This window comes from Polaromonas sp. CG_23.6 (assembly GCF_029892315.1).
Lineage (GTDB): Bacteria > Pseudomonadota > Gammaproteobacteria > Burkholderiales > Burkholderiaceae_C > Polaromonas.
Genome location: NZ_JARXUY010000001.1, coordinates 2,674,600 through 2,694,353, shown reverse-complemented (window position 1 = coordinate 2,694,353; position 19,754 = coordinate 2,674,600). Strand labels below are relative to the sequence as shown.

17 protein-coding genes and 2 pseudogenes are annotated in these 19,754 nt (G+C 61.6%); 7 read left to right on the top strand and 12 right to left on the bottom strand.

From position 1 onward, the window contains the following. Nucleotides 1-6: 6 nt before the first annotated feature. The 9 genes from H4V98_RS12745 to H4V98_RS12705 all read right to left on the bottom strand — a co-directional run bounded on the left by H4V98_RS12745 (nucleotide 7) and on the right by H4V98_RS12705 (nucleotide 9,678). Nucleotides 7-612 (bottom strand): SAM-dependent methyltransferase, encoded by a 606-nt coding sequence (locus H4V98_RS12745; RefSeq protein WP_196863695.1) that lies wholly within the window; start codon nucleotides 610-612, stop codon nucleotides 7-9. After that, nucleotides 609-1,385, bottom strand: a complete 777-nt coding sequence (locus tag H4V98_RS12740) for a PIG-L family deacetylase (RefSeq protein ID WP_196863694.1) — start codon at nucleotides 1,383-1,385, stop codon at nucleotides 609-611. Before H4V98_RS12740 ends, H4V98_RS12745 begins: the two co-directional genes overlap by 4 nt. Then, nucleotides 1,373-2,443, bottom strand: a complete 1,071-nt coding sequence (locus tag H4V98_RS12735) for an acyl-CoA dehydrogenase family protein (RefSeq protein ID WP_196863693.1) — start codon at nucleotides 2,441-2,443, stop codon at nucleotides 1,373-1,375. Before H4V98_RS12735 ends, H4V98_RS12740 begins: the two co-directional genes overlap by 13 nt. Further along, nucleotides 2,434-3,120 carry a glycosyltransferase gene (locus H4V98_RS12730; protein ID WP_196863792.1) on the bottom strand — a complete coding sequence of 229 codons (687 nt, stop codon included), beginning with the start codon at nucleotides 3,118-3,120 and terminating at the stop codon, nucleotides 2,434-2,436. Before H4V98_RS12730 ends, H4V98_RS12735 begins: the two co-directional genes overlap by 10 nt. Before the next feature lie 660 nt (nucleotides 3,121-3,780). Continuing rightward, complete coding sequence (locus tag H4V98_RS12725; protein ID WP_196863692.1) at nucleotides 3,781-4,857, bottom strand: CAP domain-containing protein; 1,077 nt, start codon at nucleotides 4,855-4,857, stop codon at nucleotides 3,781-3,783. Between the two features lie 262 nt (nucleotides 4,858-5,119). Then, complete coding sequence (locus H4V98_RS12720) at nucleotides 5,120-5,446, bottom strand: chaperone modulator CbpM (protein ID WP_196863691.1); 327 nt, start codon at nucleotides 5,444-5,446, stop codon at nucleotides 5,120-5,122. Continuing rightward, a complete protein-coding gene (locus H4V98_RS12715; protein ID WP_196863690.1) occupies nucleotides 5,443-6,435 on the bottom strand; it encodes a DnaJ C-terminal domain-containing protein in 993 nt (330 codons plus the stop codon). Before H4V98_RS12715 ends, H4V98_RS12720 begins: the two co-directional genes overlap by 4 nt. A 116-nt stretch (nucleotides 6,436-6,551) precedes the next feature. After that, on the bottom strand, nucleotides 6,552-7,100 hold the full coding sequence (locus H4V98_RS12710) for a CreA family protein (RefSeq protein WP_231374757.1): 549 nt from the start codon (nucleotides 7,098-7,100) through the stop codon (nucleotides 6,552-6,554). A gap of 199 nt (nucleotides 7,101-7,299) precedes the next feature. Beyond that, complete coding sequence (locus H4V98_RS12705) at nucleotides 7,300-9,678, bottom strand: response regulator (protein WP_196863689.1); 2,379 nt, start codon at nucleotides 9,676-9,678, stop codon at nucleotides 7,300-7,302. Nucleotides 9,679-10,369: 691 nt separating this feature from the next. On the opposite strand from H4V98_RS12705, the gene H4V98_RS12700 reads away from it, so the two are divergent. Together H4V98_RS12700 and H4V98_RS12695 are read left to right on the top strand one after the other, a co-directional pair. Next, nucleotides 10,370-10,813, top strand: a complete 444-nt coding sequence (locus H4V98_RS12700) for a hypothetical protein (protein WP_196863688.1) — start codon at nucleotides 10,370-10,372, stop codon at nucleotides 10,811-10,813. A gap of 312 nt (nucleotides 10,814-11,125) precedes the next feature. After that, the gene (locus H4V98_RS12695; protein WP_280757530.1) at nucleotides 11,126-11,398 is read left to right on the top strand and encodes a hypothetical protein; all 273 of its coding nucleotides are present in this window, start codon (nucleotides 11,126-11,128) and stop codon (nucleotides 11,396-11,398) included. Nucleotides 11,399-11,478: 80 nt separating this feature from the next. On the opposite strand, the gene H4V98_RS12690 is transcribed toward H4V98_RS12695, so the two are convergent. After that, nucleotides 11,479-12,168 (bottom strand): response regulator transcription factor, encoded by a 690-nt coding sequence (locus H4V98_RS12690; RefSeq protein WP_231374758.1) that lies wholly within the window; start codon nucleotides 12,166-12,168, stop codon nucleotides 11,479-11,481. A gap of 548 nt (nucleotides 12,169-12,716) precedes the next feature. Here H4V98_RS12690 and H4V98_RS12685 point away from each other — a divergent pair. Further along, the gene (locus tag H4V98_RS12685; RefSeq protein WP_280757529.1) at nucleotides 12,717-12,866 is read left to right on the top strand and encodes a hypothetical protein; all 150 of its coding nucleotides are present in this window, start codon (nucleotides 12,717-12,719) and stop codon (nucleotides 12,864-12,866) included. A gap of 109 nt (nucleotides 12,867-12,975) precedes the next feature. Here the strand turns inward: H4V98_RS12685 and H4V98_RS12680 are convergent, their stop codons facing one another. Together H4V98_RS12680 and H4V98_RS12675 are read right to left on the bottom strand one after the other, a co-directional pair. Further along, entirely contained in the window at nucleotides 12,976-13,134 is a 159-nt protein-coding gene (locus tag H4V98_RS12680; protein WP_196863685.1) for a hypothetical protein, read from the bottom strand. A gap of 189 nt (nucleotides 13,135-13,323) precedes the next feature. Next, nucleotides 13,324-13,599, bottom strand: a pseudogene (locus tag H4V98_RS12675) (helix-turn-helix domain-containing protein); the annotation flags it as partial. Nucleotides 13,600-13,761: 162 nt separating this feature from the next. Between H4V98_RS12675 and H4V98_RS12670 the strand changes: the two are divergent. From H4V98_RS12670 to H4V98_RS12655, 4 genes and pseudogenes are all read left to right on the top strand, one after another. Next, nucleotides 13,762-14,997, top strand: a complete 1,236-nt coding sequence (locus H4V98_RS12670) for an MFS transporter (protein ID WP_196863684.1) — start codon at nucleotides 13,762-13,764, stop codon at nucleotides 14,995-14,997. A gap of 91 nt (nucleotides 14,998-15,088) precedes the next feature. Next, nucleotides 15,089-17,563, top strand: a complete 2,475-nt coding sequence (locus H4V98_RS12665) for a DUF3772 domain-containing protein (protein ID WP_196863683.1) — start codon at nucleotides 15,089-15,091, stop codon at nucleotides 17,561-17,563. A 97-nt stretch (nucleotides 17,564-17,660) separates the two neighbouring features. After that, entirely contained in the window at nucleotides 17,661-17,963 is a 303-nt protein-coding gene (locus H4V98_RS12660; RefSeq protein WP_196863682.1) for a hypothetical protein, read from the top strand. Nucleotides 17,964-18,034: 71 nt separating this feature from the next. Then, nucleotides 18,035-19,730 (top strand): annotated as a pseudogene (locus H4V98_RS12655) (thiamine pyrophosphate-binding protein). Nucleotides 19,731-19,754 lie beyond the last annotated feature (24 nt).

The window sequence follows — 19,754 nt, the reverse complement described above, 5'->3', positions numbered from 1 at the left end:
GTGTGCCTAACTGTCCACAAACCCTTCCAGTTGCGCCACCGAGCGCGGGTCGGGCGACCACACTTCCAACAAAAAGTCGGCTTCCTCGTGCCGCGCCAGACGGAGCCAGCCCAGTTGCGCTGCCAAGGCGCGGTGCACGTCGTCACCGTTCAGCGCGTAGCCTTCAACGGGATGACGCCAGTGACAGGCCAGCAAGGTGCCGTCAGGCTCCAGTGCCGCTTTCATCTGGTCAATCAGTTTGGCCAGTTGTCCATGGTCGAGGTAAAAGCCGATCTCGCTGAACACGATCAGGTCAAAACTGCCCGTTGGCCAGTTGTCAGGCACCCAGCCCTGCAAAAAACGGATATTCGCCGAGCCTTCCAGCCGCTGGCGTGCGCGTTCGAGCGCGGCCGGCACGCCATCGGATACCAGCAATTCAGCACAGCGCGGTGCCAGCGCAGCGGCCAGTTCGCCGTTGGCGCAACCGGGTTCGTAAGCGCGCCGGTAGCGCTGACGCGGCAAGCTCGCCACTGTCAGGTCGCGCTTGCGAGCCTCATACCAGCGGGTCTTGAAGCCCCACGGATCGTCTGCGCGCTCAAACAGCTGGGTGAATTCTTTTCTGTCCGGGTTCACAACGTGGCCTCGACTGGCATGAAGTATTCAAAGCCACGCTGCATTCGCGCCAAGGCAAAGCCGGGCAGCACAGCAGGCGCGCCGGTGTCTTGCGGCACCAATTGGGTTCGGTGGGCGGCTAGAGCCAAGGCTTTGTTGCGCAAGCTGTTGGCAGGCAATGCCAACCGGCGCAGGTGTGGCCACGGCACACGCGTATCGCCAGGCCGTGCCCAATGCCACATCCACACCGGGGCCTGCCAATGGCGGCAGCCCCTTTGGCTGCAAACCCGCGCGGCAACCTGGCCAGCGGCTTCATGGTCGGGATGGCCGTCCAGTTGCCACGTGGAAAACACCACATCGCGGGGCTGGAGCAATTCGGCGAGTCGCTGCGCCAGAAAATCCTCCGAAACGGCCAGCTTGCCATCCGGCAATGCCAGGCGGTTTTGGCTGCATGGTGGCAGCCCCAGCTGGCGCAGACCCGCCAGGCTTTCGCTGATGCGGGCCTCGGCCAGCTTCGCAGGCGGCCACTGCCGTGAGCCCGGATGGCTGGCTTCGCCGTCGGTCAGCGCAATCACCAGAACGGGGCTGCCGCGCGCAGCCAGCATCGACAGCAGGCCGCCAAAGCCAATCACTTCATCGTCCGGATGCGGCGCAAGCACCATGGCGCGGCAAGCCGGGGGCACCAGGTCGTCCAGTGTCACCAAGGGCAGCTGGCCCAGGCCGGACCACGCCTGCCATTGGATTTCAGGCGTGCCTTCGCCTGCGATCTGGCGGTCGAACACTACAGCGCCCATGACTGTAGTTCTGCCGCGGCAGCGCGTTCGCCCAGGGCCGCAAAATCGCGTTCAGCATGACTTTGGCGCAGATACACCGGCAAGTCGCAGGCCATGCGTGCAAAGCGGGCATCCTTGCAAAAAGGGGAGGCGCCCAGCGCCCGGCCGGTTTGCGTCAGCACTAGTTCGGCGCTGGCTTCAGCACTCAGTCGCACCCGCAACGCCAGCGCGCTGGCGTCGGCCGCAGGATGCGCGTCAATCCAGGCCGCTGCCTCGCGCAGCAATGCAGCGGTGTGCTGGAGCGCCAGGTCAACTTTGCCCAGGGCGATATGGCGCAGCAGGTGTTTGTCACTTTGGCCGACTTGCGACGTGGCTTGCCACAGCGCATGCGCCAGTGAATGCGCGCCGCCCAGCCAGCAGGCTGCAATGCCTGCGCCGCCGTGCCAGAAACCGGGGCGCTCCAGGTAAGCGCCAGCCTGGCCAATCAGTTGCGCGCGGGCGGAGGAAAAAACCACGTCGACGCTTGCGCTGGCCGCCATGCCAATGGCTGGCCAGACTTCTTTGGACACCTCCACGCCGGGCTGGCGCATGGCTACGCTGGCCAGAAACGGCCCGCTGCCGTCGCTGCGCCACACGGTGAGCAGGCCATGCGAGACCGATCTGGCGCCGGAGCACCAGGCCTTGCGGCCCTCAAGCCAGATGCCGTGCGCGCCGTCATCAGCGTCTGACTTTTCAGCGTCGTTGCCAATCGGCAGGAAAACCACCTTGGCATCGGGCGGCTCGGCGGCCCACATGCCCCAGCTTGAACCGGGCGGAACTGGTGGTGCCCCCAGTTCGCGCATGATGGCCAGCGCATCGGTATGGCCCTCGAACAACTTGGCCAGCGACAAGTCCTGCGAACCCACCCGTGCCAGCGCCTGCCAACGCTCCAGCGTGCGACCGCTGCCTGGAGCAGGCAAGTCGGCCAGGCCGGTAGCCACAAGTTCTTGCAGACTTTGGGCAACCTCGAGTTCATGCGACGGAACTGGCACAGCCGCACTGATGGAAAGAGCGTGCTCAGGGCTGTCGCTTAGAGGCATGCAGCCGCCTCGCCGCCCAAGCCGGATTCAGGAAAAACGTTGAGCAAAGTGGCGCCAAATCCGCCAACTGCGCGAAAATCTTTGCGGGCGCTGGTCACGACGCGTGGCGCGGCCGACCAGGCAATCAGGGCGCCGCAGGCTTGCAGCGCATGCACCAGTGCCACGTCTTCGCTGCAGGCCAGTGGCGGAAAGCCGCCTGCATCGCGGTAAGCCTGGGCGCTGACGCCCAGATTGGCCCCGTGGATATGCCGGTGACCATGCGCATCGTTGTAAGTGGTCTTGAAATGCATCGCCAGTTGCGGCGAATGCCCGCTCCAGTCGTTGACGGCTACCGTGCCGCAAACTGCATCGCTGCACTGCTCAAGTTGATCCGCCAGCCAATCGGGCGAAACCAGTGTGTCCGCGTCGGTGAATGCCAGCCAGCGCGCGCCCATGTCCAGGCAGCGTTGTGCGCCAGTTGCGCGGGCAATGCCAACGTTGCGCGCCTGCACGTGGAGTGTTTGAACACCATGGGCGGCGGCAATATTTGCGCTGCCATCGGTGCAACTGTCGAGCACGACCAGGGTATGCACGATTTCGCTGTGAAGTTTGGGCGACGCCGCCGCAGCAGCGACAGCCTGCAAGCAACTGGTCAGCCACGCCTCTTCGTTGTGAACGGGTATGACTATGCCCAGCATGACCGGCATGCACGATCAAGCGTGGCGTTGCAATGGAACATTAAATCGTTATGAATCGGATGAATGCGGGCTGCCGGGTGCAGCCGCTTTCCATCCAGGCCAGAGGCAAGAAGGTGAATCATCAAGTTGTCCGGGTAGAAAAACTTATAAAAACTAAAGCAGGGAACGTTGAAAATTGCCTTCAAGACTAATGTGCCGGTTTGTGTGGGCAGGTAAGAATCCACCATTTCTGGCGGTAAGCGCCTGCAACGAAGCTGCTGAGGGTTTGGGCTAGCCGGAGTAGGTCTTGCCGCCAGGGTGAGGACGGTTCTACTGAATAACTGTCAATGGCTTGGCCAATGAAGAATTACATTCAAGTGCGGTTTTGGAGCTAGAAAATCAGCAAACACGGGTGTGCCTGACAGTGCGTCATGCTGCCAAGTGAAATCTTAAAAGCGGTGGCTGTGCTCGCCCGTGTGTCAACCAGCAGCAGATTGAAAACCCGGGCTTTTCAGTCTGTTGCCTGGAGGCCGCTGTGCACCCGGTATTTCGTCCGTTTGAATAGGGACCAGACCCGAAATTCAGGCGCAGTCAAATTTGGACAGCCTCCAGCCCAAGCCTGTATTCCCTGAAAAGTCGTTTTTATGGCAATGCCTGCCATGGCAATGCAGGCCAGGGGCTTCAGCCGCCACTGCCGGTTGAAAAGGTGAAATTTCGACTGAAAGACGTGCCATTGTTGGTGCCACTGAGCATCACGGTATAACCCGTTTCCGATAGCAAGGGCGCGTCCGGTACGACATAGGCCTGGTGTGGCCCGAAGCAGCCAGTCAAGCATGGCCCGTACGGGTCGTTGGCTGAAGTGATTGGAGCCCTCAATGCCACGGCCTCGCCAGTGGCCGCCCGGAACATGGCTGCGCTGGTAATGGCCAGTCGATTTCCTTCCCGCACCGCGATGTACACGGTAGAGCCCAGCGGTTTCGTGCGCAGGTCGCGGCCTGGTACCGGATTGGGGGTTTCATTGCTCAGCTGCGGGTTCACGCTGCCCGTGCCTTCGCAGGGATAGGTTTGCACGTCATTGCTGCCCAGTCTTTGCTGGCCGGCGCTGGCGGTGTAGGCAGCGTTGATCTGCACAAAAACACCGGGTTGGCCCTTGCCGGTGTCGTCCCTGGAACGCACCGCCACGCCGACATCGCGGTAGCCGCTCATCAGCCCGTTGAGGTGGTAGGGCGCATTCAACAGCGCGCGAATTCCCAGCACGCCGATGCCGCGCTTGGGCAACGATGCGTTGCTGGAAGTGAAAAAAGCGAATTCGTCGGTCACGCCACCCAGGTCGGTGTAGCCCTGCGCCCGCACGCGGGCGGCCGGGTCGGTGCCGGTGAAGCCTTCCGGAAACCGGTTGGCGTCTTCCAGGTGCGAATTCAGGCTGTTGATGATCAGGTAGTCGGCATGCGCGCGCGCTGCCCTGTCGAGCGATATGTTGGACGCCAGCAGCCCGAAACCGCAGCGCTCCCGCTCGGCATTAAGCAACTGATAGGCCGACAACTCCTCGCTGTTTGGCGGATAGTTGGTCGGCGTGGCCACCGTGGACACGATGGAGGGATTGGGCGACGCAGGTTGCGCGGCGGGTGGCGGCAATGTTGTATTGCCGTCGCTGCCACCCCCACAGGCCGATAGCAATGCCGCCAGTGCGAGCACAGGCGCCAGCCGGGCAGAGGTGGCGATGCATGGCGATCCGAAATTGAAAAAGTGTGTATTCATAAATTCCGGATAAGTAACAAACAACGACGAAGAAAAAAAGCATCATCGGCAGTGATTCGACACGATAAGCGTGAATTGGTCCACGCGCTGTAAGCGTTTGTCTCTTTCTGCTATAAATTTAATAGCTAAAACTGCTTTTCCAATAAGCGCGAATGGACTTTTTTACATAAAAAGTGTCATGCCATATCGGGCTGGTTCGATTGATTCCGGGTGTCCGGGCTGAGAGCGACAGGCATTTATCTGGTGAATCCCGCGCTGCCGGTCAGCGGCCGCTGGCTTCGAGCCGCAGCACGCGGGCGCGCAGCGTGTCCAGTTCTTCCAGCAGTTCCAGCGCCAGCGCCGCACCGGCCAGGTTCACGCCCAGGTCGCTTTCAAGCCGCAGCGCCACGCGGGCGCGCTGCACGTGCACGCCGGTGAAGCGCCATTCGCCGGGCGCGTTGTGGGCCGGCGTCAGCAAACCTTCGTCCACCAGTTCGACAATGCGCTCGGTCTGCGCGGCGCAGGCGCGGCACAGCTCATTCAGGCTCAATTCGGTCTGGTCTTCGAGGATCAGTCCGGTGACGTGTACAAGTTGGAAGTCGGTGGTCATGGCTGGCCTTGCAGTTTGGCTCTGGGTTTGAAGGTGTTGAACTGCCTGGCCATGCTTTCGTAAAAGGCCTTGCTGCTGTCGCTGTCTGCGGCCGGCACGGAAATTTGCAGTACGAAGTAAAAATCGCCCGGCGTGCTGCCCGGCAGGCCGCGTCCCTTGACGCGCAGTTTGCGTCCGGCCGCCGAGCCGGGCGGCACCGTGACCTCGACGCGCCCGGTGGGCGTGGGCGCTTGCACATCGGCACCCAGTGCGGCTTCCCATGGCGCCACGGGCAGGTCCAGGTAAACATCGCGCAGTTCCACGCGGAACAGCGGGTGTGGGTTGAATTCCACGTCAAGGTACAGGTCGCCCGCACTGCCGCCGCCAACGCCGGGCGCGCCCTGGCCGCTCAGGCGGATATGCTGCCCGGCGCGAATGCCCTTGGGCACGCTGAAGCTGATCTGGTGCTCACGCGGAACGACATGGCCCTGATCGTCCATCTCGGGCACGCGCAGGCTGATGGTTCGGGTGGCGCCGCTGTAGGCGTCTTCCAGGTCAATGAGGATCTTGGCATGGCGGTCTTCGCCAGCGGCGCTGTAGCGGGCGCGCTGGCCGCCGGCGCCCGCGCGTGAACTTCCGGGGTTGCCGTCGGTGGCAAACCCCTGGCGGAACAGCGACTCGAAAAAGTCGCTGTAGTCGCCGTTGCCCTCCGGAAAATCCCGCGGCGCACTGCGGCCGGCATGTTCGGCGCCGGCGTTCCAGCCGGGCGGTGGACGAAAGTCCTGGCCTTCTTTCCAGTGTTGGCCCAGCTGGTCGTAGGCGGTACGTTTTTCCGGGTCTTTCAGCACCTCGTAGGCTTCGCCCAGCTGCTTGAAGCGTGCGTCGGCGTCTTTTTCCTTGCTGACATCGGGATGGTATTTGCGTGACAGCTTGCGGTAGGCGCGTTTGATCTCGTCAGGCGCGGCATCACGGGCCAGGCCCATGACGGTGTAGTAATCCTTGAATTCCATGAAGGCCTTCTTAGTGCAGATGCGACCCATGGCGGGCCATCAGCCACCTTAGCGCAAAAACGCGCCGGTTTCACTGTCCTGTATCAGGCCGCTGTGTAAGCCATGGGCTCGTCCGGCTATTTCACCGGAATCGGTGTCGTGACCGGCACCGAAACAGCGGTCACGCTGTTTTGCGGCGAGCCTTCGATCAACCTGTCGGAATAGGTCAGGTAAACCAGCGTGTTGCGCTTGGCGTCCACCATGCGCACCACGCGCAGCCGCTTGAAGACCAGTGAAATACGTTCGCTGAACATTTCCTCCTGCTTGTCGAACGGCTTGCCGGTAGGAAAGCTGATGACGCCGGTCTGGCGGCAGGCAATCGACGCATCGGACTTGTCCTCGGCCAGGCCGAAGGCGCCTTTGATGCCACCCGTCTTGGCGCGCGACAAGTAGCAGGTCACGCCGCTGACCTTGGGGTCGTCGTAGGCATCGACGACGATCTTGTGGTCGGGGCCGATGAACTTGAAAACGGTGTCGACGGCGCCGACTTCCTCGGCGCTGGACAGGCCGCAGCCGCTCAGGACCAGGGCCGCGGCCAGGGCAGCGCGCCGCCAATGGCGCGAAATGGAGAAGGGCAGGCAAGCGATGGGAGCGGTAGAAGCTGTAGAAAAGTTGGAAGTGCGCATTGGGGGAAACTCCTTGAAGGAAGGCCGAACAGCATCGTGAACCATAAGTTGTCCGTGGAAACGGGTCAACTCCAACGCCTTTTCGGCGCTATATGCGATAGGCAAGCGCATCCTATCCGTGGAAATCGGGCCAACCAGTTTTAAGCTTGAACCATGAGACGGTGCAGCGATGATTATGGGTCGGCGCAACTGCCGCTCCTTAATGCAAGGTATCAGCAATCATGGCCAGCAATGTATCAACCGCGTCAAGCGCTGCCGGCTTGGTGAGGTGATGGTCAAAGCCTGCTTTTGCCGATCGCGCCCGATCCAACTGGGAGCCCCAGCCAGTTAGCGCGATCAACCGCATGGACTCGAGCCCTGCGATCTTGCGCATTGCTCGCGCCGTCTCAAAGCCATCCATTCCTGGCATGCCGATGTCAAGAAAAGCAACGTCGGGCCTGAACTCAACAGCCATGCCCAGGGCGCTCAAGCCGCTGTGGGCCATTTCGGTCACATGGCCCTTGAACGCTAGAACGGTGGCCAAGGCATTTGCCGCATCAACATGGTCATCGACCACCAGGATGCGCAGCTGTTTGATGCTGGCAGGCGGCTTGCTGCCCAACCGTTTGTGGTCCAGCGCCGGAAGTGCTGTGCGACTCGCCAGGGGCAGCCTGACGGTGAAAGTGCTTCCCTGGCCCAGCCCTGCACTGGCTGCTGTCACAGCTCCGCCATGCATCTGAACCAGCTGGCGCACCAGTGACAATCCAATGCCCAAGCCGCCATGCGTGCGGTCCGCTCTCAAATCGCCCTGACTGAACATCTCGAAGATCGTGTCCAGACTTTTTTGCGCAAGCCCTATGCCATTGTCCGAGACTGAAATGACAGCGTCTGCGTTCTCACCGTCTTGGCCATTGTCACGGTGCACCGACAGTTCGATTCGGCCTCCGCCAGGGGTGTACTTAGCGGCATTGTTCAACAAATTGGCGATGACCTGTGCAATGCGCGTCGGGTCTGCCTCAAGCACCAGCGTTTCTTCTGGCATCTGGACTCGCAGCGCATGGTCCTTATCCTGAATATGCGGCTGGCTGGTCTCAATAGCCACGGACACAATTGCCTTGAGTTCCACCAGCTCCTTTTTGAGCTCGAGCTTGCCGCCACCGATCCGTGCAATGTCAAGCAGGTCATCGACCAAAATGACCATCTGGCTGACTTGGCGCTCCACCATGTCCAGCGTCTGGCGGGCCTGCGCCGGATCGGTCTGCAAGCGCACAATGGTCAGGCCGGCCGTGATGGGCGCCAGCGGGTTTCTCAACTCGTGCGCCAGCGTGGCCAGGAACTCGGTCTTGCGCCGGTCTGCCACGAGTAGGCTAGAGGCGAGTTGCTGCAGTGCTTCTTCTGACTGCTTTCGCGCTGTGATGTCGCTGAACAGCAGCGCTACTTTATTGTTGTCGGGTTCGTCGACAGGATGCACGAATACCTCAAGCCAGCGATTCAAGACCTTGCTGAAGTCCTCAAAATGCACCGACTGCCCCGTGAACGCCACCTGGGCAATGCGCTCGAGCCAGCGGCTTTCGCCATCGGGTGCGAGCTCACGCAGAGTTTTGCCTACCGCCCCAGACAGACCGGTATGCTGGTACGCCATGGCGTTGACCTCCAGGATCCGAAAGTCGGTAGGCGCGCCTTCCGCGCCGTCCAACATCTGAACCATGCTGAAACCCTGGCCCATGGATTCGAACAGCATGCGGTAACGCGCTTCGCTCGCGCGCAACGCCGCCTCGGCTTGCTTGCGCTGCGTCTGGTCCACACCATGCACGAGCACAGCGCTTATGGCGCCATTGGTATCGCGCAGCGCCGTATAGACAAAATCGACCGATCGTGTTTCGGTCGGTCCATTAACGTGGGGTTGCAGCACTATCGCCAGATCGACTCCGACAAACGGCTCGCCGGTTGCAAACACCCGGTCCATCCGCTCGTAAAAACCTTGGCCAGCCAGATCGGGCAGCGCCTGCCGGACTGGCAGGCCGATCAGCGTGCGGTTGCCCACCAACGCGAGGAAGCAATTGTTGATCATCTCAAACACATGCTCGGGTCCGCGCAGGACGGCCATGAATGCAGGGGCTTGCCTGAAGACGTCGGCCAGCCGTTGGTTGGCCGCCTGCACATCTTTGAGCAGGTGCTCGCGCTCGATCTCAAGGTGCTTATGCACCATGAGGCGATACAGTTCGATAAACACCGCCACCTTGGCGCGCAAGATGATGGGATTGACCGGTTTGATCAGGTAGTCCACGGCTCCAAGCGCATAGGCTTGCTCGATCGGAAACGCACGGGGATCCGCGCCGGTCACGAAAATGATGGGTGTGGATTTGGAGCGCTCGCAGTTGCGAATGCGCTGGGCCAGCTCGAACCCGCTGATTCCATGCATATGCAGGTCAAGCACGATGACGGCAAAATCAAGAGTTTCAATGTTGTCCAATGCCTGCAACCCTGAACTGGCCAGTGTGAAGTCGACCCCGGGTGCAGCCAGAAACGCCTGAAGCAACTCCAGGCTGTCGGGCTCATTGTCGACAAGCAAGAGGTTAACGGGAGTGGCAGTGATCAAAAAAATTCCCTCCCGTACTATTGTGCTGTGGTCGTATTGGCTTCTTTGCAGGGCTCAGGGCTTTTCGACTCCGAAGTCGCTTTTTGAGCACATTGAAGCTCTAGCGGCAGTTTGTCAAAGCCTATGGTCACTACGCTGCGTCGGCCTAATTCCGAAATCCCAAGCGCTGTCATTTGCACCGCTGCCGGGAGAAGCGGCGCCTGTACCGGCAGCGCCCTGGCAACGCCCTGAGCATTCTGGTGCGAGGGGGCGGCCCAGCCCTCCAGCTGGCCCGGCAGCAGGACGCAAGCGGCCAGCCACAGGATCAAGGGGCTACTGGTTTGGAGCATGGCCCGGGTCCTCGTGAATTTTCGAAGCCTTGCGCTTTTGGCTGGTGGCGTTGGTCTTTCCAGCTCCATTGACCATCGTGCCATTCATCGGCAATTCCCTGGTCACGTGCAAGGCGGCCTTGCGCAGGAACGGTCTTGAGACACCAGCGCCAAGTTGCGCCGGCACGCAACAGGCCGAACGCCGTGCCATTCCCGTCAAAATTCCCGGTCAGGGAGAAAACAGTATTTCCGTTAACGACGGCTGATGCTGCGACCCTGACCCATAGCTGGCAGGCGTTCACCCAAGCACGCGGCCAAGCCCCTCGAAAATCGCATTGAACCGGTTTGTGTCGGAGGCTGCGCACTTGGATGAAGGCGTATGAATGGAGCAAGCTACGCATGACTTGTTGTTTCTTAAAAAAGCTAAATTTGTATTAATGTTACTTAGTATTGCTGAGCAAATGATCAGATTTTTTCAAATTTCTCAAATTTATGGGTGTCGGTGTTGCTGGGTGGATAAACAAGTTCGTTCAGCCGACTTGAGCATCAAAAATAAACCAATCCAAGGCCAGGCAGTACCTTCCGACGGTGCGCTTTTTGAGCGTCAGCCTGTGGAACCGGGACATAGCCGCTGGCACGACGTTTTTTTGTCTGCGTTAAGGCGAAGCAGGGCTGCAGCCATGCGAAGTTTGTGCGGCTTGGCGTCGCTAGGGGAAACAGTGAAGTGCAATCACACGGTGCTAACGGCGATCCTTAACCTGTCCATCTCCCTAAAAAGCGCTCCTGAAGGGCTTGCCGCTCAACGGTGCAAACAGCCCTTCAGGTGAGCTGACGACTCGCCTGATTGCCCCATGCGCTTGTCATTGTTTGCTGAATAAAAGCAGAACAATTGCCTGCCCGCATCAGCCGCCGTTTCCTGCGTCGCACACCTGCCCGGCACGCGAAGATAGCGCTATTGACAGATAGAGCCCAGCAGCGGCTTACCCGCAAGAAACGGCACCCATGTCATCAAAGCCGCTCGGTGGCTGGCTTACCGAACTCTTTACCGTCAAGTTTGTGCTGAAAGTGACACCAGAGGAAACCGGATCTGCACTTTGAAAGATAAATCGCCGAGGAATTGGCATGAGAGCCGCAATAGCATGCAAAAAATCCATTACGAAGCGGTGAACGGAACGCTAACGCTGGCCTGCGAGGTGGACATTTACCCGCACAAGCAGCGCGCCCGCTATGCCGCGCAGCGTGTGGCGGGCATCAAGCCTCTGGTCATGCACATCCATGTCGGGCCCAGAAACGTCTGCGCGAGCAGGCCGCTTTTGACAACTTTTTCCCATCAACTTGTGGCCTTGCCCAATGCCTGGAAGACGGCAGGGCGATTTTCTTCGTCATGGTGCAGACCGGGTAGGCAACCTTAACCTTTCATACAAATAATCCAGCTCACCAAACTGCAAATTGCTGATGCAGCAATCCCGCACGCTGGCGTTGAACGACTGCGTTAAAAAACGCCGTGGGCTGCTGCAAAGCTCACCGCCTGCGCGCGATTGCGCACGTTGAACTTGCGGTAGATGTTTTTTATATGCGTGTTGACGGTCTGTCCGCTGATATTCAGGCGCGTGCCAATGACCGTGCTCGTATGGCCTAACGCCACCAACTGCAGGACGCCTTTTTCACGCTCGGAGAGTTTTTCCCTGACTTTTTCACTGTCCGGCGTGCCAGCGCCTCTCGTATTTTGAGGTTCGAATTTGCCCAAAAGCATGCGCGCCAGCCCGGGCGTGATGGAGGCTCCCCCATTAACTACCTGCAGCACGGCTTGGGCAAAGTTGCCGAACCAGGAGTTCTTCACCAGGTAGCCCGTGGCGCCGAGTTTGAACGCATGCATCGCGTGCTGCGCATCTTCCATAGCCGAAATGACAATGGCCTCGGCTGTGGGGCGCACCGACTTCATGTGTTCGATCAGCTCAAAGCCCGTGCCGTCGCCCAGGTTCAGGTCAACCAGCATGACGTCAAATTCACGCTGGCTGATCAGCCGGCGCCCTTCGCGTGCACTGGCGCCCTGTTCCACCAGGTCGATGCGCAGGTCGGCCAGCAATTCGTGCGCAATCACGCGGCGCATGTTCGCATCGTCATCGACCAGCAGCACCCGCACTGGTTGCTCGGCCTGGCCGGTGAGGAAGCCCGGCCACATCGAAGGTAGGCCAGGGTGCTCAACCCGAGAAAGTTCGGCTGACGGGAAAGCGCTTTTTGTCAAAAACTCTGGTTCCATTGTGGAGTTGTTTAAAAGCTGCAATTCGTGGATTGCAAATGGACTAACTGACACAGGACAGGCTCCTTATAAGTTCGATGTAGTGAGTTGCCCTGCCATGTGCCTCTTCTGTGTGCTTTTGCGAGCATTAAGCGCCATTCCAGTGCGATGGACGGTGTGACTGCCGATGCGCGCTTGCATCAGACCGACACCAGACCGGGCCATGCGTCGGCATGGAGCTTGGCGTACTTACTGCCACGCAGAACCAACATGTCAGCTTTGCGCGAAAGCTGGCTGGTGCAGCTTTGAAAAAAATGAGGCAATTTGTGAAGCAGGGAAAACGAATGTGAAGGACAGTTCCATTTGTAACCTTGCAGGTTACTTACGCTTGTAGTCCTGCGCCTCAGTTTATTGTTGAGATTGCCGCGACCTGCCCAAAATGATCTCTAGTGCAGCTCCGCGCAGATTAGAAAAGAGGCCAGACAAACCCGATGATGATGAACACGACAGTGGCGCAGCTGCGCGAGATGAGGCTCGATGGCCTGGCCACGGGCCTGCAGGATCAACTCAGCCAGGAGGGCATCAACACCATGAGTTTTGGAGGAGTGCCTGGCATGCTGACCCCTCGTGTCATGAGATAACCGAAGCCGAAGGCCGTATTGCGCAGCTTCGGGAGCATAGGGAACGGATGGCGCCAGGGATTTGCGTGAAGGCATTCCAGGCGTCGCAGCAGGCATCCACAATCTGCTCCTACCCGTCGTAGCAGCGGTTGGCCGGGTGTCTCTCGCGCCATTGTTGCCGCATCTGCTCGGCCGGGTCGAGCTCGGCCTCGCTCAGGGCCTTTTTGAATTTGGCTTGTTCCACCGAATCGACGCAGGGACTGACGGCACGGGCCGAAATCCAAACCATGTCCAAACGCAATCGGGCGCAGTCTGCGGCGTCCAACGGGTTCCTTGCGGGCCAACCGGTCGAAATCGTACGGCTGGGGCCGGGCAATGATTTGCTGAGACAACATTTCCAAACCTCCACCGAAAGCCAATGCCGCTCTCACTCAGATCGCTGGCTTTGGTTTTTTGTCTCTCGGGATTGGTATGGGACTTAAAGCGCAAACCAGGCCAAGTTTTTACGCCGCACCCGCGTGTCATGGAACTGGCTAGGTGGCTGGCCCATGGTGGCCTTGAACATCGCTGAAAAAGCGCTTTCGCTGGCGTAGCCGCTGGCAGTGGCGGCATTGCCTACCGACTCGCCACGCGCCAGCATCGGCAGCGCATGCGCCAGGATGGCCTGCTGGCGCCATTGCTGTTAGCCAAGTCCTGGCTGCTCGCGAAACAGCCGCGTCACCGAGCGTTCGCTGGCGCCCACATCTGCCGCCCAGCGGGGCGTGAACAGGCCGCTGTCGCCGACGGGAAAGGGCAGAAGGCCGGTGTTGCTACGCATGTGAATGGAAACAACGGCGGGGCAGGTTTGTCCGGTATTCGATGAAACATGACGATTTGTCGCATTTCAGAATTCTGGAGCCAGTATTACGATGCAGCCATGAGCACTTCAAGCACCCTTCAGCCGCCCGCTGGCGCTTCTTCCTTGCGCACCGACGCCGGCGTGATTGGACTGGTCGGGCTGGGCCACATGACCAGTCACTTCAGCCAGTTGCTGCTGGCGCCGCTGTTTCCCTGGTTAAAGGATGCGTTTGACGTCAGTTATGCGCAGCTCGGGTTTTTGATGACGATTTTCTTCGTCGTGTCGTGCGCGGTGCAGGCGCTGTCTGGCTTTGTCGTGGACCGCTTCGGCCCGCGTCCCATTTTGTTCGGCGGCCTGGCGCTGCTGGGTCTAGCGGCGCTGGGTTACGCCATCAGCACCAGCTACGGCATGCTGGCTTGCTTTGCGGTGGTCGGCGGCATTGGCAACGGCGTGTTCCACCCGGCTGACTACACATTGCTGAACCGCAAGGTCAGCGCGTCCCGGCTGGGCCATGCCTACAGCGTGCACGGCATCACCGGCAGCCTGGGCTGGGCGCTGGCGCCGGCGCTGGTGGTGTCCCTGACGTTTGCCTTTTCCTGGCGCATCGCGCTGACGACTGCCGGAGTGCTGGTGTTTGGCGTGCTGCTGGTCCTGCTGCTTCAGCGTGACAAGCTGGCGCTCCAGCCGGCCGAGCCGACCGCCAATGCCACAGCGGCCGGTGGCAATCTGGATTTTTTGAAGATTCCTGCCGTCTGGATGTGCTTTTCCTTTTTCTTCTGGAATGCGGTCGTGCTCAGCGTGGTGCAGGCCTTTGCGCCCGAGGCGGCGCGCCAGCTGCACGGCATGCCGCTGACATTGGTGGCTGTGTGCCTGACGGTGTACATGGTGTGCGCTGCTGGCGGCATGGTGCTGGGCGGGTTTCTGGCAGCCGATCCGACGTGGTGCGAGCGCATCGTCGGCATTGGCTATGGCATGGCAGCGGCCGTGGCGCTGGTGCTGGCCCTGGGCAGCTTGCCTCCGGGTGTGGTGCCGGTGCTGTTCGGCATGATGGGTTTTGCCTCGGGCATGGCGGGGCCGTCGCGTGATTTGCTGGTCAAGCGTTCGACACCTGAAAACGCGACCGGCCGCGTCTATGGCGTGGTCTATGCGGGGCTGGACATCGGCCAGGCGGTAGCGCCGCTGATCTTTGGCGTCATGATGGACCATGGCCAGTACCGTGGCGTGCTGCTGGGGCTGGCGCTCACCCAGGGTGTGCTGATTGCCAGCGCCTTCAATGTGCGGCGGGTGCGTCGCACCGTGCTGGTCGCCGCCTGAAGCAGCGCCGGTCGGACCAGTGCCGCCAGCCCCTCTATGATGGCGGTCTTCTTGACTCCTGCCTGCCACGTGCCCGCGTTGCAGCCTTGTGATGCGCCTAGTTTTGTCGCCCCATTCCGACTTTCCTTCTCACCGGGCCGGTGCCTGGACCGGACTCCGCTGGCTGCGTCTGCTGGCCGTTGGCATGCTGGTGCTGGCGGCGTTGAGCGCGCAGGCGCAGCCGGACAACATCGACCCATCGCTGGACGCTGCGCGCGCGCAGATTGACCAGGCGCGCAAAGTCCTCGACAGTCCGCCGAAAGAAGCTGCCGACCTGCTGCCGTTGCGCGCTGGCGTGCTGGCCGCTGGCACCCAGGCTGACGCGGCGGCCGCATTGCTGGAGCCGCAGCTGGCGAGCGTCCAGGCGCGACTGGCTGAACTCGGCCCGCTCACGCCGGGGCAGCCCGAGGCGCCCGACGTGGCGGTGCTGCGTACCCAGCTGAACAAGGTGCGCGCCGAACTTGACGCCCAGTTCAAGCGGGCCAAGCTGCTGTCGGTGGAAAGCGAGCAGACGGCCGGTGAAATCTCGGCGCTGCGGCGCTCCGAATTCCAGGCCCGGCTGGGCGAGCGCACCTCGTCGATCCTGAGCAGCCTGTTCTGGGCCGAACTGCGAATGGAAATTCCTGGCGACCTGCTGCGTGCACGCCGCCAAGCCGACGCGCTGGCCTTTGCCGCGCGCGCCAGTGGCACGGCGGTTTGGGTCAGTGTGGGCGTGGCGCTGCTGGTGCTGCTGGGCTTGTATGTCTGGGTGGGGCGTGCGTTGCTGAGGCTGACCACCACGCGCGTGCCACCCGGCCGTCTGCGCCGGTCGCTGTATGCCTGGACAGGGGTGCTGTTGCCTGCCATTACGGCCGGTCTGATGGCCGAGGCGGTTTACCTGGGGCTGGTCTGGGTCGCGCCGCTGCCCGAGTCGCTGGCGCCGCTGATGGGCCGGCTGGCCGGTGTGATCTGTTTTGGCGGCTACGTCGTCGGCCTGGGCCACGCGCTGCTGCTGCCGGTCCGGTCGTCATGGCGGCTGCTGCCATTGCCCGATGTGGTGGCCCTCAGATTGCGGTGGCTGCCGGCGGTCCTGGCGCTGCTGATGGTGTTGACCTGGGCGCTCATGCAACTGACCGCGCAGATCAATGCCAGCCTGGTGACCACAGTGGCGGCCGACTGCATTGTCGCGCTGGCAATGGGCCTGGCGATGGGTCTGGGCTTGCTGTTGACTGACCTGGCGCGCCGCCGCGCCCTGCGCGACCCGAACACGGCTGCGAGCTGGCCGCCAAGTCCGCTGTGGCTGACAACGGTGTTCGGGCTGGCTTGTGTGGGCGTGGCGGGCAGCCTGATGGCGCTGCTGCTTGGCTACGTGGCACTGGGCAGCTTTGTGGTGCACCAGATGGCCTGGATGGCGGTGGTGCTGGGCTCTGCCTATTTGCTGGCGGTGCTTGTCGATGATGGTTTCATGGCGCTGCTGGGACCGAAGACCAGCCCGGCCAGCGACGCCAGCAATGCCAGCTCAACGGCAGACGCCGCTGCAGCCGCCGACATGCCGGCATCACGCTTTCTCAAGATGCGGGCGCAAGCCGCCGTGCTGCTGTCCGGTGTGGGCCGGCTGCTGGTGGTGGCGCTGGCCGTGCTGCTGCTGCTGGCGCCGTTTGGCGAAGGACCGTCCGAGCTGTTTGAACGCGCCGACAAGCTGCACCAGGGGATTTCGATTGGCGAATTTCAAATCTTGCCGGTGGCGGTGCTGCAGGCCGCGCTGGTCATCATCTTGTGCCTGGTCGTGGTGCGTATCCTCAGGCGCTGGCTGAAGGAAGAATTCCTGCCAACCACGTCGCTCGATGCCGGCATGCAGGTCTGGACGTCCACGCTGTTTGCCTATGCCGGCAACCTGCTGGCGCTGTCGATGGGAATGGCGGCCGTCGGCATCGGACTGGAACGCATTGCGTGGGTGGCCAGCGCCTTGTCGGTGGGCATCGGCTTTGGCTTGCAGGCGGTGGTGCAGAACTTTGTCTCGGGCATCATCATGCTGGCCGAAAAGCCGGTCAAGGTCGGCGACTGGGTGTCGCTGGGCGGTATTGAGGGCGACATCCGCCGCATCAATGTGCGGGCCACTGAAATCCAGATGGGTGACCGCTCGACAGTGATAGTGCCGAATTCGGAGTTCATCACCAAGACCGTGCGCAACGTCACCCACGCCAATCCGCTCGGGCTGGTCAAGATCCTGCTGCCGGTGCCGCTGGACGCCGACGCTGACCAGGTTCGCAGCCTGATCCTGGAGCTGTTTGCAGCGCATGCCGACGTGCTGAAGACGCCCGAGCCCAGCGTGCAACTCGATGCCATCGACAGCGCCGGCATGGTGTTCAACGCGACCGCCTTCGTCGACTCGCCGCGCATGGCTTACGGTGTTCGCAGCGCCTTGCTGTTCGACGTGCTCAGGCGGCTGCGCGAGGCCGATATTTCACTGGTCAAGCCGGCCGGACTGGTGCTGCGTGAAGCGCAGGACAAGGCACTCGATCAGCCTTTGCCGCCACCGCTGGCTTGAGGCGAAACGCTTACGGTTGCGCGGGCGGAGTTGCTGGCGTACATTGGCATTTTCTGACCACGCGACTGCTACCATGGCCTAACTTCAGGAGAATTTAATGACAGCTTCACAGACCCCTCCCGCTAACGACTTTGTCCGCTGGGTAGAAGAAAAATCAGACACTGTCATGGCCGACCTCGGCGACAAATTTCCGCCCGCCACCAGCGGGCTTGATGCGCTTCACGCCGAAACCTATACCCAGCGCATCGAGGAAGTGCTGCTTGGCCACGAGCCGCCTGACGAAGCGCTGCTCGAAGAGCTCGCCGCGCTGGAAGACGCGCCACCGCTGAGTGACGAGGAACTGGACCGCCAGGCGCTGGAAAGCGGTGGCGCAGACGCCGACCCGGCCACGCCGGAATAAGCCGGGCGCCGCCGCGTTTCGAGACGGCCGCGGCGGTTTGGTGCCGCATTCGCCAAGGCACAATAAAGCGCATGACCCAACAACTTGCCGGCCACCTTCTTGTCGACTGCCTTCTGGCCCAGGGCGTCACCCATGCATTCGGCGTTCCCGGAGAAAGCTACCTTGCCGTGCTCGACGGCTTGCATGCGCGCCAGGACCGGATCCGTTTCATCACCTGTCGCCAGGAAGGCGGCGCTTCTTTCATGGCCGAAGCGCATGGCAAGCTCACCGGCCGTCCCGGCGTGTGCATGGTCACGCGCGGGCCGGGCGCCACCAACGCTTCGATTGGCGTGCACACGGCGTTCCAGGATTCGACGCCCATGGTGCTGCTGGTCGGCGACGTGGCCAGCGATTGCCGCGACCGCGAAGCTTTCCAGGAAGTGGACTATTCCAGCTTTTTCGGCCCAAGCACGAAGGGCTTCGCCAAGCGCGTCGAGCGCATCGACGACGCCGACCGCATTCCGGAATACGTCGCGCGCGCCTTTGCCACGGCCATGAACGGCCGTCCCGGCCCGGTGGTGCTGGTGCTGCCCGAAGACATGCTGACGCGCATGACCGCTGCCCAGCCCTTGCCGCGTGTGGAGGCGACGCAAGCCTGGAGCGACCCCGGCGCTTTGCGCACTTTGCGCGAGATGCTGCTGGCGTCGAAGCAGCCGCTCATCATTGCAGGCGGCGGCGGCTGGACGCCGCAGTCGGCGCAGGCCTTGCAGCGCTTTGCCGAGAACTGGAAGCTGCCGGTCGGCAACGCCTTTCGTTTTCAGGACACCTTTGACAACCACCACCCGCTGTATGCCGGCGATGTCGGCATTGGCCTGAGCCCGAAACTGGCCGCGCGCGTCAAGGCCAGCGACCTGATCATCGCCATCGGCCCGCGCCTGGGTGAAATGACGACCGGCAACTACACGCTGATCGAAGCGCCGTGCCCCAAGCAAAAGCTGGTGCACATCCACGCCAGTGCCGAGGAACTGAACCGCGTGTTCCAGGCCGACCTAGCGATCAATGCCACGATGAATGCCGCCGCGCGTTCGCTCGAAGTGCTGACCGCGCCGGTTAACGTGCCATGGGAAGCTTGGACTGCTTCGGCCAACGAAGACTATCTGGCCAACCTGGTGCCGCAAGCTTTGCCCGGCGACATCGACATGCCGGCCATCGTCGGCCTGCTGCAGCAGCATTTGCCGGCAGACGCGGTGCTGACCAACGGCGCAGGCAATTTCGCCAGCTGGATTCACCGCTTCTTCAAGCACCACGGGCTGGTCAAGGGCCACAAGACGCAACTCGCGCCCACCGTTGGCGCGATGGGCTATGGCGTTCCGGCCGGCATTGCCGCAGCCATCACGACCGGACGCGTGGCGTTCACGATTGCCGGCGACGGCGACTTCCTGATGAACGGCCAGGAACTGGCCACGGCCGTGCAGCATGGCGCCAAAAGCATCATCGTGCTGCTGAACAACGGCATGTTCGGCACCATCCGCCATGCACCAGGAAAAAACCTATCCGCAGCACGAAAGCGGCTCGCGTCTGAACAACCCGGACTTTGCTGCCCTGGCCCGCGCCTACGGCTATGCCGGCGTGCGCATCACCCGCACCGGCGAATTCGAGGCCGAACTGCTGGCTGCGCTGGCCCGGCCCGAAGGCACGCTGATCGAGGTCATGCTCGACCCCGAAGTCATCACCACGCGCGCCACGCTGTCATCGATCACGCAGGCCGCACTGCAAAAGGGATTGTGAAAATGATAGCTGCTTGCGCCCGTG